Here is a 13,666-nt window from a genome sequence, read left to right on the forward strand (position 1 = left end):
CACCCTCTTTGAGGCGGGTTATTTTTAAAAGTGCCTCGCTTGGCATTGCAAGCAAACTTTAGGCCAACTGTGGCTTTATAATAATTTCGCCTAGTTACGAGATTACTAAATTTTATGTGTCGCATTTTGCGACACGCTCGCGTCATGCAAATGTCGCAATTTGCGACACTTGTTAATTTTTGCGCCTTTTCGTTTGCTTTAAACCCCGCCTGCATTTTCTTAAGTTACAGTAAGGCGCCTACCATCTAAAATTTATGCTGACAAGGGGATTAAGAAATTGCTTATTACAGTGTCCCCTATAATTTCCCCTATAATTCGCCTTTCATTCCCCGTTCCCTATTCTCTGTTCTTTAAATACCCAGTGAACAGAGAATTAGAAATTAGAAATTTTTAAGTGAGCTTATTCGTAATCAAGTCTAATTTATAATTTCCTATAATTGCGCGCTGTTGACTGATCGTTTCTATATAGGCATATAATATGGTTGTATTATCTACAAAATACGTATAAAATAATACCTTATTATTGGTATTGACATTGGAATTTGTAATGCAACGCGACATTAATCAGCTTTTATTAGAATGGAAAGATGATCCTCGTAGAAGGCCAATTTTATTACGTGGCGCACGTCAAGTCGGGAAGTCTTATACCGTAAGATCCTTCGCAAAAAAGCATTTTTCGAATATCGTCGAGATTGATTTTGAATTGCAGCCACAAATGATGAGCTGTTTCACTACACTCGAGCCCAAAGAAATAAACGATAAGATTTCAATCCTTACCCAGAAAGATATATGCCATGGAGAAACACTGCTTTTTTTTGATGAAATCCAGCAATGCCCGATGGCGATGAAAGCACTGCGATATTACTATGAAAAAATGCCGCAGCTCCATGTTATTGCAGCCGGCTCGCTACTCGAATTCTTGTTGCATACCGAAAAAATAGAAGTACCGGTGGGACGTATTCAATACCTATACATGAAACCGCTTTCTTTTGCGGAATTCTGCGAAGCTACTGGCGAGAGCCGGTTGCGTAAAATGATTGCAGAAGCAGAGTCGCTTAAAGAGATCGGGGTTGCAGTTCATAAGCATGCACTTACAGTTTTAAAAAAATATCTAGTGATCGGCGGCATGCCCAATGTTGTCAATGAATATATCGCCAGCGAAAATTTGCGAAGATGCCAACAAGTACAGTTGTCAATTATCCAGACCTATCGCGATGATTTCGGTAAATACGCCAGCATGGTCAAGCATAAATATCTGCAAGCAATTTTTAGCTCCGTCCCAAAAATGGTCGGCAGAAAATTTAAATATTCACAAGTGGACAACGAGTTCACGTCTCGTGAGCTGAAAAACGCAATTGAGCTACTAGAGCGTGCCGGAGTTGTGCAACGCGTTTATGCAACAAACGGTGATGGTCTGCCGCTAGGTGCAGGAGTGCGCGAGCGGCACTTTAAGGCCATTTTTCTGGACGTTGGATTGATGCAAAACATGTGTGGATATCAAGGTGATATTATAAATGCGCAAGATATATTGAGTATTCATAATGGAGCAGTTGCCGAGCAATTTGTTGGCCAGGAGCTTCTTGCATATCACGATCCTTATCGCCAACCTGCGCTGTATTACTGGATGCGCGAGGCAAAAAACAGCAGCGCAGAAGTTGATTATCTGACCGAATGGGGGTCACATGTTGTTCCGATTGAAGTCAAATCTGGGCCGGGAGGAAAGCTTAAGAGCTTAAAATTGTTTATGGAAAAATTTCAAACGTTAAAAGGTATTGCGGTATCGCAGCGGCAATTTGAGTGTCTTAAAAATTTAACCTTTCTTCCACTCTATGGTCTTAATCTCCTCACTCAGTCAAATAACAATCTACAAGCATTCGAGCATTAAATCCTTAAAAAAACATTGGCAAAACGGGTACGTCATCCGTAAGCTTAAGTTAAGGGGTATGTCATTATCTCGACGAGCCGAAGGTGAGGAGAGATCTTGTCTTACAATTTATACAGAATAGATTTCTCCCTACGGTCGAAATGACAGGAAGGGTGGTCGAAATGACAAGCATTTTACATTTCCACCAAATATATTTGAAACATTCCCTATATGCTTTTACAAACACAAGAGGAGATCAAGAGCCATCTTTTATGGCTCTCACAATAAAAGGTCTCCCCGCGCGCCTAGCTGGTGCTATGTTCTTAAACACCTTAATCTGCAGGAGTTATAAGTGGCTGTATTGTAGCAACTACAGATTGCCAAAATCCCGGTGAAGGTTCTGAAGTTAAACGCTTAAATTCATCAGGTGTGTAAACTAAAATATACATCGTTGGCACAATATCTAATAAATCAAAAAATTCAGTAGCTCGTTCTAAAAAATGCAGATCAGTATACTTTACGATAATAAGATCAATATCACTATCTGCGTGAAATTCATTAGTATTGAAACTGCCAAACAAATATGCCGCCTGTACTCTATTATGGAGTTTCTCTTTTAGAGTCGCTAAAAAACTTGCAACACTATAACCATATAAAGGATCACGGCTATTTTTTTCAAGAATCGCACTCATCACTTAGTCTGCCTCATTTCATTGCGAACTACACATAGTATGTTTTACGGTACTGCCGACGATACACTCAATAGCGCTTTTAAATCTTCGTCGGTAAAACGCAAAGCGCCGCCTAAAAACCACGTACGCAATTCGCGATTAAAGGGATCATCAATACCACCTTGAGCATAAATGTGATTAGCAAGATTCAAGAGACCGGTCGCGCGAAAACGCGGATAAACATCACGATTGTGAACTGGGTCACGTCGCGAAAAATCAAAGGCATCAAAACGAAGTTCTAAGCGATCGTCTAAGCCATGTAAATTAAAACCCACTCCGCCAGTGTTCTCAATAAAACCGAAGCGTAAGGTTAGAAAATAATAGCGTTTGGCTAACTGTGCCGAAAATTTTACCGCGTTATATGAAGTCTCGACTACTTCTACTTGAGAAACATTGCCATTAGGTTGTTCAGGATCTTTAGTGGCGATAATTTTACGGGTTTGCGTACCACGTGGATCAGATATAGCTTCAAGAATATAATACTTATCTGGTCGCGGAATGATATGCAGCGCTAAAATATTTTTAACTCCTGAGATGAGATCTTGACTAGCACCAGGAAATGGCACTTCATATTGCGTACGCAGTTCAATTTGCGTTTGCAATTTTGATAAACCACCCACAAGTTCTTTAGCGTTTTCAAGAGTTTCTTCGGCACGATTTGCCAGGGTGGGATCATTTATTACTTTACCTAAAGAACCCTTACCTTCATCAATTTTGCGTGCGATATTACTTAAATGCGCCGCTGTCTCATTTAAGCGATCAACAGTTTGGCGAAGCTGACCACCACCTGCGGCCACTTCACTTTCACCACCAACCATATTGTCAATAGATGTAGCAATGCGATCAAGTCGTGCAGAAAGATGCGATAAATTCTCAATCAATTGTTTTAAATCACCGCCTGGTGATGCTGATGAAGCAAGCTCGCTCGTTAATTTGCCTAAATCATGAATAATACCTTCTATAACTTGGTCATTACGGCTTACTACTTGTGATAAAATACGAGTGGTCTGTTCAATGGCCGCCATCGATTTTTCGACATTTTCTAATATCTGCTTTATTGAACCTTCACCCTCTGGACCAGATAAAACATGTGCTAAACTTTCGGTAACGTCATTAACGTTGCTGGTTACTTTTTTCAAACTCTCTTGTATCTGTTCTAAATCTGATCGGGAAACTACATTAAGAATAATACCCTCTGCTGGGATTATTGCTGCAGCATTGGTGCCAGGGTCAAGATCAAGACGAAAATCCCCCAGTAATGATTCGGCAACTTTACGTAATACTGCATTCTTATAAACTGGATATTCTTTAAGTAAACGCAGCATAACTCGCGCTTTTAGGCGACCATCATCACCCCTAACATGAGTTATTTTTTCAATCTTGCCAACATCGAGGCCATTAATTTGTAATCTAGTTTTAAAACGTATACCACTGGCGTCATCAAAATCAGCGTACAAAATATAGGTATTGTCATCGCCACCAAAACGGTCTTTGCTAGTTGTCATCACTAAAAAAGAAAATGCCACCACTGCGACAACAATTACGATACCAACTAGTATGGGTGTACGTACGCTCATTGTTTTTTAAACCAACAATGCAAAAACTCTTGCACAAAAGGATGAGTACTTTGCCGTAAACCATCTGGTGTAGTATCCGCAACAATCTCTCCTTGATGAATGACAGCAATCTGGTCAGCTACAGCGAGAGCACTACCAATGTCATGAGAGATTACTACACTAGTAACCTGCAATCTTTTATTGGCATCAATAATCATTTGGTCAACACTATCGGTAGTAACCGGGTCAAGACCAGTTGTCGGCTCATCATAAAGTACACAACTTGGTTCAATAATAATTGCACGAGCTAACCCTACACGTTTACGCATACCACCGGATAATTCTGCTGGAAACTTATTATCAATATTGTATAGATCAACAACAGCAAGAGCTCGATGAACACGCTCTTTTATCTCATTTTCGTCAAATTTAGTATGTTCTCGCAAAGGAAAAGCTACATTTTCAAATACGGTCATTGAATCAAATAATGCTGCTTGCTGAAAAACCATACCAAATTTACGTCGAATACGAATTAAATCACTTTTACCTAATTTGGTGATGTCTTCACCTTCAACAAATACTTGCCCATGATCAGGCCGCATCAAACCAATAATGTGCTTCATTAACACTGTTTTGCCAGAACCTGACAGCCCTACTATTACTCGAGTAGTACCTTTAATAACTTTAAGGTTGATACCGCGCAATACCGCGTGATCACCAAACTTTTTATGTAAATCAACTACTTGAATCACGCTACCTCACTTTGGCTCAAACAATAATAAAAACGAGGTCAATACATAATTAAGCAAGAAAATTGCAATTGAACCAATTACCACTGCCTTAGTAGTAGCTTCACCAACACCCCGAGCCCCACCTGAAGCATTATAACCTTTATAGCAACCTACAAGCGTAATCACTAAACCAAATGCAATTGATTTAAGAAACCCCTGACGAAAATCATAAGGGTCTAAATACCATTCAATACGCGATAAATACGCACCTTCATCTATGCCCATCATTACTACCGCGACTAAATATGAACCAATGCCAGCCACCATTGTAAAAATTAATGTGAGTGCCGGGACCATGACTGCACCCGCAATAATTCTCGGGGAGATTAAATACTTAACCGGATCGATCGCCATTACTTCTAAAGCATCAATTTGCTCGGTTACCCGCATAGTGCCAAGCTCAGTTGCCATAGCTGAACTAACTCTGCCGGTAACCATTAAAGCGGTAAGCACCGGGCCGAGCTCGCGAGCGACAGCCAGCATTACCATTGAGCCGACTAAACTTTCCATGCCCACTCGTGCTAAACCAGTAACTGATTGCAAAGTGAACACTGCTCCAGTAAAAAATCCAGTTAAGACAATAATAAAAATCGACCCCACCCCCACAAATTCAGCTTGCTGAAAAATTAATCGCAGACGCAGGGGTGAACGAAACGCCATCAACAACGCTTGCGCCATAAGTTGCGCCATCGCACCTAATTCACCAATGCCACGAAAGATAAAATTAAAAAGATTTCCTGAAAAAAGCTGAGATAATTGCTGCCGACTAACCGCAGTCTTCTCAGTATTTTGATTAGTTTTTGTCCGCATCATTTGACGAAAATATCTGCACAGTTCTAGCTGCTGCTACCACTATTACTTCACTTGCGCCAGCATTACATAAAACCTCTGCCGCTTCCCGTATTGTTTGCCCGGATGTTACAACATCATCAACGAGAATACAGCGACCATACACTAATTGGCGTGAAAAAAAAGCATTCTTCACGTTCTGCGCTCTATTTACTAACGATAATTGACTTTGTGGCAATGTTTGTCTTTTGCGTTTAAGCACGTATTTAACTCTGATCCCCATTTCTTTCCCTATTACCCGAGCCAGAACAGCACTTTGATTAAATTGGCGTTGGCGTAACCTACGAGTTCCTAAAGGAACAGGTACAATCATTGATACATCTTTAAAACAATGGCGCACCCGTTCTTGGGCAACGACCATACGAGCCAAACCTAATATTAATTCTTCACGTTTATGAAATTTAGCCCTGGTAATTATTTCAGCGATGGTGCCTCCATATAAAAATGGTGCTACTACTGCTTTATACGGAGGTAAATTAACACGACATTGTTCACACAACCGCGCTGTGGTCGGCAAATCACAAATGCGACAACGACTTTTATCATTGATCAGAACATGTTCAAGGCACTTATTACATATTCCAAAATGATTTTTTTCAGCTTGCACACTATGACATAGCCCACAAGTTGGCGGTAACATCGCCGTAATAATGCTTTGCAAACTTAAAATAATTGATGACATTTCTCCCCCTTTTTCCGATTTCCGGTAGCCGGTTTGACGCAAACATTAAGCTATCTAGCTATTATTGGTTAATTTTATGGTGTACTTTTGACCTATATACCTCCATCAAAGCCGCACTGCGATATGACTTTGCAAAATATCAACCATGTCGCACTTTGCTTGAACTCATAAGTTGTGCTACGGCAATACGGTGTTTCTATCATATCAATACAGCGCCGAGAAATTTTTAATGCGGCAAAAAATCGTCACCCTACTAACCTTCTTTTTATTGATAGCAGGTTTATCATTAGTAAAAATTACTAATTCAACAGCAGCAACTGCTGCACCAAATCCAAAAACTGCTACCGCAAACCAACAAATAATTAATCAACTTATTGATATACTTAAAAGCCACGAATCACACAAACTACGACTACAGGCGACAATTAGATTAGGCAATATTGATGATCCTTTAACACGCAAAGCCTTAATTTATGCGCTTGAAAAAGATCCTCACTATACCGTACGTGCTGCTTGTGCCACCGCATTAGCAAAGCTTCATGAATTCAATGCCATACCGCAATTGCTAACTCGCGTCGGCATAGATCCAGAGCCTTTTGTACGCTCACAAGCTAGCCAAGCCCTTGAGCAATTTAATCATAATGAAGCCATTGAATATGCTTTAAAAACTTACACTTCGCCTTACCCAAGCGTTCGTGCTGAAGTAATACGCTTTATCGCTTCAACGCCAACTCCCATGATTGAACCTGTTTTAGCTTTAGCATTAGGCGATGTCGCTGAAGTCTCAACCGCTGCGTCAAAAGCAGTTATGGCAATACCCATACCTGCAAGATGGCGATTTTTATCATCTGCAAGTTCGCATCCAGATGTTGCAGTTCGTCGCGGTGCTATTTTAGCTTTAGCCTCAATGCCAAGCCATGATGCCGCCGAAATTGTACTGGCTGTTTATGACCGCGATATCGAAGATGAAGAAGTTCGGGTGGCTGCTCGTGAAGCTCTTCGACGACTGCGCGACTTTTTACCAATGTCGCAGGTATATAGAGATGCTAATCCTACTACTAAAAAACATATCCGTTCACGAGCACTACGTTTACTTGGCTGTGTCGGCGGTCCCCAAGCGTTAAAAATATTAACCGAGGCTCTCAAAGATAATGATCGCTATGTACGTGGGATCGCGGTTATGGCTCTTGGTGAGCTTGATGATCCCGCTGCCCTGCCCGCAGTAGAAGAACTATTAAAACATCCCGATAATAAATTTATCATGCACTTAATAAACAATACTCTTCGTCAGCTACACAACAAGCAGGAAAACCGTGAACACTGACAACACCCGCCAACTACTGGCAAACAAACAAATCGCAATTATTGGCGTCGGAAATATGGGTGAAGCCCTATTAAAAGGTTTTCTTCATACTAAAATATTATCTCCTAAACAGATTATAGTGTCAGATTGTGCTTTCGAAAAACTTTCGCAACTAGCTGCAACTTATAACGTTGCCACTACCCAACAAAATTCTGCAGCAGTAAAAGATGCCGATATTGTTTTATTAGCAATAAAACCACAAGTAATTAATCGTGTTCTTGACAACATTGCCGCAGCAATTAAACCAACAGCTTTGGTTATTTCAATTGCCGCGGGTGTTTCAACCCAAAATATTGAAAACAAATTACCAATTAACACAAGGGTTTGTCGTGCAATGCCTAACACTCCAGCAATCGTTGAAGCTGGGGCAACTGCTATCGCAATAGGTAAACATGCTCATCAAGATGATCTCGCACAGGCAAACGCCCTTTTTGCCTCAGTTGGTCAAGTCTATAATATTGATGAAAATTTGCTTGATGCAGTAACCGGTTTATCCGGTAGCGGGCCTGCTTATGTATTTATGATCATTGAAGCTCTCGCTGATGCTGGTGTGCGCGTTGGTCTCCCGCGAACTCAATCACTAGCTTTAGCAACCCAAACCCTCTACGGAAGTGCCAAATTATTAATTGAAACAGGTGAACACCCAAGTGTTCTCAAAGATAAAGTTACTAGCCCTGGTGGCACTACAATTGCAGGGCTACATGCTCTTGAAAGTGGCGGTCTACGAGCCACTATTATCAATGCAGTAGTTGCAGCAACGAATAAATCACGTGAACTTGCTAAAAAAGATAGCTAGGGCGTTTCCCTAACTAACTATTAAAATTTATAAATTAGTAATAATAATGTATTACTGATAATCTTTATAACATAATAGAATAGACTTAAGTCCACGAACGTCGATGCTTTTATAAGGAGGCATCGAGCGTTCCATGGTTAATGAAACTGCAGCTATAGATTTATGTTGGCTGTGGCGACCTCCATATGGTGATACGATTACAGCTATAAGGCCAATGACTGAGCCCATTACTGATAAAATTCTCGTTTCACGTGCCGCAAATGGCGACAGCATTGCCTTTGCTGAATTAGTACGACGGCATTATCGCCGCGCTGTACGTGTTTCTTATGGCCTATTAAAAAATACTGAAGATGCAGAGGATGTAGTGCAAGATGCTTTTGCACGTGTCCATATACGCCTGGCCGATTTTGAGGGAACCTCTTCATTTTACACTTGGTTATACCGAATTGTAGTTAATTTAAGTATTGACTTATTGCGACGTTATCGACGTGAGCGTCGTGCTGATCTTGATACTGCTAACGCACAAGAAGCCCAAGCTATACAAAATGAGCTTTGGCCTCGTTACAATGATAGCCATCCAGGTGAAACATCCGAGCGTCATCAACTAAGACAGCAGCTAACCGAGGCTCTAGCTGATCTCCCTGAAATACATCAAGCAGTTTTACTGCTCAGAGAGCTTGAAGGGATGAGTTACGATCAAATTGCAGATATTTTATCTATAAAAAAAGGTACGGTCATGAGTCGTTTATTTCATGCCCGCAAAGGTATGCAAGCCAAGCTAATTGAAACTTGCGTAGTTGATTCTAAAAATTTACCGGAGCAATCGCGATGAAAAAATGCGATTTCCCCGAAGAATTACTAAGTGCTTATGCCGATGGCGAAGCCGGTAAACGCCACTATGAGTGTATGCGACATTTAGCTCAGTGTAGTGAATGCCGTGAGACCATTAATAGCCAACAAAAACGCAGTAAATCACTTATAAGCCTCGTTGATCAAGGAGTAGGTGATTTAGATCCTCTTGTTGCTTTAACTCGTATACGCGCCAAAATAAACAAACGTGAGCAACGACAACTTGGTAATAAGTTATTAGACTTTTGGCATGATTTAATTACTTTTCATCGCCGTGCTTTGGCTGGTATCGCTTTAGCTATGGGTATTGGCGCCTTATCAGCGCCTTTGGTAGTTTTGTGGGCTTCAAATCATTTGCAAAATAACGGCAATAGCGTATCTACAAAATTTGCAGGCGTTATCATTGAATCACTGCAATGCGATGGTGCGAAACAAGCTATTGTGCGCCATAATAGCGATTATTCTACTACTCTGATATGGGTAGAACCTGATGCTACTACAAACGAAAATACTCCTTAGATTGACCCTGGCAGTATGCATAATCTTAGTTTTACTTGTTGATAATGATGCTTATGCAGCTGCTGCTCAGCTTAAAATTAGAGTGATCTGGGCCCATAACTTCTCTAACCACGTTGATTCCAGCCTCACTAAACTAATTAAAAGCTTAGGTGAACTTAAATACACCGGATATGAGCTTAAAACTCAAACCACTTTGGCTTTAAAATCTAATGACACCCAAAAGATAAAATTACAAAATGGCGCCCTACTTAAACTTACTCTTTTAGAATATGATAATGATACAGTTAGATTAGAAATCGAAATTCCTGATCTTAAATTTAAAACGAAAGTTAGTATTGCTAAAAATGCAACCTTAGCAATCGGTGGTCCGCCATACGAAAATGGTGTATTAATTATCGCCTTAAGTCAAAAATCTTAATCAATATTAAAAAAAATTCACATCATTGAGTAGATTGCTCTATCTCATTTATCGAATTACGTTTCTTACGTGCAGTAAGATTAACCCGGTAACGACGATTAGCTTCAATATTTATAGGCATCTTCACAATTTTACGGCCTATCTTTGTTGCAATTCGATGTTTTCCTGGCGCTAATTTTACTTCATGCTTTTTAGTCCTTTTCACCACCATTTTACCGTCTATTAAAATAGGCCCTGGACGAATCAGATTAATGATAACAACAGCATCTTCAGAAGGTTTTACCTCTTGATTGTTTACTGTATTTTCAGAGTGGTTATCTGGTGTAGGTGTCGCTGGTTCTGTGGTGCTTGATTTTGGTGTAGGATTTGAAACCACCTTTGGTGATGATGATAATGTATCTTGAGCACTATTTGCTGGGCGGTTGTTTTCTTTAGGAACCTCTGGAACATCAGCACCACGCAGATGCGTAAAGTAGACAACCAGAAATACCAAAATAGCTACACCAACAAACAACAAGATAACGGCATTACGCCGTTCTTTTTTTATATCACCTACTAATGCCGCTGTGTCGTAACGTCGCCGTTGCATGAAGTACGACAATAAGGGTATCACAAATCTGAGAGCATTGAAGCCATAACTGCATAACTAATAACAAATTAAATTAGCCAAATTTAGAGACAGACCCCTAGCTATCACAAGTTGATTGTACATATTGCATTTGAAGATCAGCAATTATCTGCTCTAAGGTATTTTCTTCTGCTGCATTTAAATTACCCTGTGTCTTTTCTTGTAGCATAATCAAAATATCAATGTATTCAGCTGCAAGTTGTTGATCGCGTGGCAAATCTTTGGCCTGTTCGTCAGAAATAACACCTAATGCCGCAAAAGCATTAGTCGCCAATGACGCAATAAACGACATAAAATCAATTCGTTGCGCACAGTTGTGATCATTATTCGCGTTGTTAGTTGCCGACTTAGAATCAGGTACCTTTTCCCGATCAGTCATAATAATAGAAATTAACTCATAAGCTGGCGGTTTGCTGTCAGTTCATCAAGCTCGTCAAGATTAATGGGATCTGCTTCAGCTTGTACGTCAGCAAGCTCCGCTAAGTACTTCTCATAATCTTCTCTTTTTATGAGACCACTGCGAATATGACGCTCAACCATACGTACATCAAAAAGGATTTCTTTAGGAATATCTGACATAGTTCATACCTAATAAAACAATTTAATATATAACCCAATTGAGCGAGTATATAGGTTGGGTAATTAAAAACGTCAAGTAGTCTTATAAAAATAGCCTTATTCTTGCCTGCACCACCATTATTCGTAGTACAGGCAAGAATATAACCGCACAAAAATTTAGCTGCTTAACCGAGTACTGCGTCTTTATAACTCTTTGATAACCTCATTCTAACTACAGTCTTAGCTGGAATTTTGATAGGTTCACCGGTTGCAGGATTGCGACCGGTGCGAGCTTTACGCCTAGCTTTAACCAGCTTGCCGATACCTGGTAAAACAAAGACGCCTGCTTTTTTGGTCTGCATTACCGCAAGGTGTGCAACCTCATCGATAATTGCAGCCGCCGTCTTTTTAGGTAGTTCAAATTTTTCGGCGAAGTACTTGGTGACCTGACTTTTTGTCATCGCTTTCGTACCACTGGCCATCATCGGCTCCTTCGAGAGGGTTTTAGCAATGCTGTATGGAGCGGATACCAGAAGGAGCTTGGTTATTTCAACAGACTTTTGCTAATATTTGTGCATTTTCTTATTAATAAAAATGTTAGACGTGCTTGCGAGGAGCAATAAATCCAACTTTTTTTGAAAAAACGGCACAATTTTAAACACTTTTTAGTCTAAAAAAGAACTTATAAAAAAAAATTAAAATTAAAATTTCTCTCTAAGTTCAAGCAACTACTTTCTCTTCAAGAATAAAACCGTGTTGAATAATTAAGCTTGTTATTGCCTCAAGCTTGAGTTTGCTCATTTCAGAATAAGTAAGTTCGACGTACGATCCCTCTTGGTTTGACCAGAAGCGGGTAATATCTCCATGACCAAGAAATTGGCCGTAATTTTCTACATACAAAGAAAAATCATAACCTCCGGTTGGAGGAGTACTAACTGTGCCTGCAAGATGCAACTGCAAGCCATGCGAGCTTATAGCTACAATTGTTGCAGTACTGACCTCTTCACCATTATGGCCTTTCCAAGCAAAATCATGTTTTATTTTTGGAGAAAGCTTAAACCAATGGCCTTGTAGTTGCATTGCAGAATGATGACGTAATCGTCGAAAAATCTCAGAGCGAATTACTTCACCAGTTAACTTAAAACTTGCAGCAACAACACCTCGTTGCGCCACCTGCACTTCGACTTCCATTTTTCTATGTGTAGGAGATATCTGCTCATCGGCAAGAATATGTGCTCGCATTAATATTGGATACCATAAGTCTAAATAGCAAAAGAATTCACTCGAAAATTTTTTTAAGACAAATTGACTGTCTGAAAGCGGTACCGAAAAATATACATGACTTCCAGCTAAAACAAATTGACGTACGGCTTCTAATAACAAATTAGCAGGTACATGTTCGATACTATGTTCGAAAAAAAACTCATGGGTTGTATCAACGTAAAGTAGTGCATAAAAATTCTGAAGTGTCTCACTACTATTTTTTTGCGCATGCAATAACTTAGCAAAATAATATTTTTCAGTTTCACTCCATAAATTTTGAGATGATAATAACAAACGAACAAGTCTTTCGTATTCAATTTCTCCAAGATCTGAGCGAAGTATATATTTATCAGGTTTTTTATATTGGCAGTAGCATCTATCAATTAGTTCATGATCATGCTTGTGAATTTTGCTAATTATTTCTTCATATTGTGCAATATCTAATTCAATTATATCTGTTAAATATCTAGCTATACTCACTGAAGTAGCACCATCATTCCATCCTGGAATAGTACCAAAATTCCAAGGAACATACATACATTCTATGTATTTTCGAAAATCACAACTTTCTTTAAGTATTTGATTAAAAACATTCTCAGAAATAACAACCGGCAGCTCACCACGAAGATTAGCAACTAGCACGTTTTTACTAAAATTTTTATGGACAAGCTTACGATCTACTAATTGCACTCCTGCGATCGACATAAAACGCCTCCGCAAATTATTAATGATATGCCCATATCTCATGCTACCCGAAGGTTTGATCACTATCAACTACAACAGACTGTTCAGTTAGAAA

At 39.7% G+C, this 13,666-nt stretch carries 16 protein-coding genes; 6 read left to right on the forward strand and 10 right to left on the reverse strand.

Features of this window, described 5'->3' with window-relative positions; all coding sequences use genetic code 11:
* The first annotated feature begins 547 nt into the window (after positions 1-547).
* Positions 548-1,885 (forward strand): ATP-binding protein, encoded by a 1,338-nt coding sequence (locus JW841_15630; GenBank protein ID MBN1962363.1) that lies wholly within the window; start codon positions 548-550, stop codon positions 1,883-1,885.
* A gap of 311 nt (positions 1,886-2,196) precedes the next feature.
* On the opposite strand, the gene JW841_15635 is transcribed toward JW841_15630, so the two are convergent.
* The 5 genes from JW841_15635 to JW841_15655 are packed head-to-tail and all read right to left on the reverse strand — an operon-like array spanning position 2,197 to position 6,473.
* On the reverse strand, positions 2,197-2,559 hold the full coding sequence (locus tag JW841_15635; protein ID MBN1962364.1) for a nucleotidyltransferase domain-containing protein: 363 nt from the start codon (positions 2,557-2,559) through the stop codon (positions 2,197-2,199).
* A 41-nt stretch (positions 2,560-2,600) separates the two neighbouring features.
* Complete coding sequence (locus tag JW841_15640; GenBank protein MBN1962365.1) at positions 2,601-4,172, reverse strand: MCE family protein; 1,572 nt, start codon at positions 4,170-4,172, stop codon at positions 2,601-2,603.
* The gene (locus JW841_15645; protein MBN1962366.1) at positions 4,169-4,903 is read right to left on the reverse strand and encodes an ABC transporter ATP-binding protein; all 735 of its coding nucleotides are present in this window, start codon (positions 4,901-4,903) and stop codon (positions 4,169-4,171) included. The genes JW841_15640 and JW841_15645 overlap by 4 nt, the downstream gene beginning before the upstream one ends.
* Positions 4,904-4,909: 6 nt before the next feature.
* Entirely contained in the window at positions 4,910-5,752 is an 843-nt protein-coding gene (locus tag JW841_15650; protein ID MBN1962367.1) for an ABC transporter permease, read from the reverse strand.
* Positions 5,736-6,473, reverse strand: a complete 738-nt coding sequence (locus JW841_15655; protein MBN1962368.1) for a ComF family protein — start codon at positions 6,471-6,473, stop codon at positions 5,736-5,738. The genes JW841_15650 and JW841_15655 overlap by 17 nt, the downstream gene beginning before the upstream one ends.
* Before the next feature lie 190 nt (positions 6,474-6,663).
* Here JW841_15655 and JW841_15660 point away from each other — a divergent pair, with 190 nt between their 5' ends.
* From JW841_15660 to JW841_15680, 5 genes are all read left to right on the forward strand, one after another.
* A complete protein-coding gene (locus JW841_15660) occupies positions 6,664-7,797 on the forward strand; it encodes a HEAT repeat domain-containing protein (GenBank protein ID MBN1962369.1) in 1,134 nt (377 codons plus the stop codon).
* Positions 7,787-8,632, forward strand: a complete 846-nt coding sequence (gene proC / locus JW841_15665; protein MBN1962370.1) for a pyrroline-5-carboxylate reductase — start codon at positions 7,787-7,789, stop codon at positions 8,630-8,632. Before JW841_15660 ends, proC begins: the two co-directional genes overlap by 11 nt.
* Positions 8,633-8,765: 133 nt before the next feature.
* Entirely contained in the window at positions 8,766-9,464 is a 699-nt protein-coding gene (locus JW841_15670) for a sigma-70 family RNA polymerase sigma factor (protein ID MBN1962371.1), read from the forward strand.
* A complete protein-coding gene (locus JW841_15675; protein ID MBN1962372.1) occupies positions 9,461-10,000 on the forward strand; it encodes a hypothetical protein in 540 nt (179 codons plus the stop codon). Before JW841_15670 ends, JW841_15675 begins: the two co-directional genes overlap by 4 nt.
* Position 10,001: 1 nt before the next feature.
* On the forward strand, positions 10,002-10,418 hold the full coding sequence (locus JW841_15680; protein MBN1962373.1) for a hypothetical protein: 417 nt from the start codon (positions 10,002-10,004) through the stop codon (positions 10,416-10,418).
* A gap of 22 nt (positions 10,419-10,440) precedes the next feature.
* On the opposite strand, the gene JW841_15685 is transcribed toward JW841_15680, so the two are convergent.
* The 5 genes from JW841_15685 to JW841_15705 all read right to left on the reverse strand — a co-directional run bounded on the left by JW841_15685 (position 10,441) and on the right by JW841_15705 (position 13,572).
* Positions 10,441-11,007: a hypothetical protein gene (locus JW841_15685; protein MBN1962374.1), complete on the reverse strand. Its 567-nt coding sequence runs from the start codon at positions 11,005-11,007 to the stop codon at positions 10,441-10,443.
* Positions 11,008-11,104: 97 nt separating this feature from the next.
* The gene (locus JW841_15690) at positions 11,105-11,425 is read right to left on the reverse strand and encodes a DUF1844 domain-containing protein (GenBank protein MBN1962375.1); all 321 of its coding nucleotides are present in this window, start codon (positions 11,423-11,425) and stop codon (positions 11,105-11,107) included.
* Positions 11,426-11,436: 11 nt separating this feature from the next.
* Positions 11,437-11,625: a hypothetical protein gene (locus JW841_15695; protein ID MBN1962376.1), complete on the reverse strand. Its 189-nt coding sequence runs from the start codon at positions 11,623-11,625 to the stop codon at positions 11,437-11,439.
* Between the two features lie 164 nt (positions 11,626-11,789).
* The gene (locus tag JW841_15700; GenBank protein ID MBN1962377.1) at positions 11,790-12,086 is read right to left on the reverse strand and encodes an HU family DNA-binding protein; all 297 of its coding nucleotides are present in this window, start codon (positions 12,084-12,086) and stop codon (positions 11,790-11,792) included.
* Between the two features lie 238 nt (positions 12,087-12,324).
* Complete coding sequence (locus JW841_15705; protein MBN1962378.1) at positions 12,325-13,572, reverse strand: hypothetical protein; 1,248 nt, start codon at positions 13,570-13,572, stop codon at positions 12,325-12,327.
* Positions 13,573-13,666: the final 94 nt, after the last annotated feature.

The organism is Deltaproteobacteria bacterium, assembly GCA_016931625.1.
GTDB lineage: Bacteria > Myxococcota > XYA12-FULL-58-9 > XYA12-FULL-58-9 > JAFGEK01 > JAFGEK01.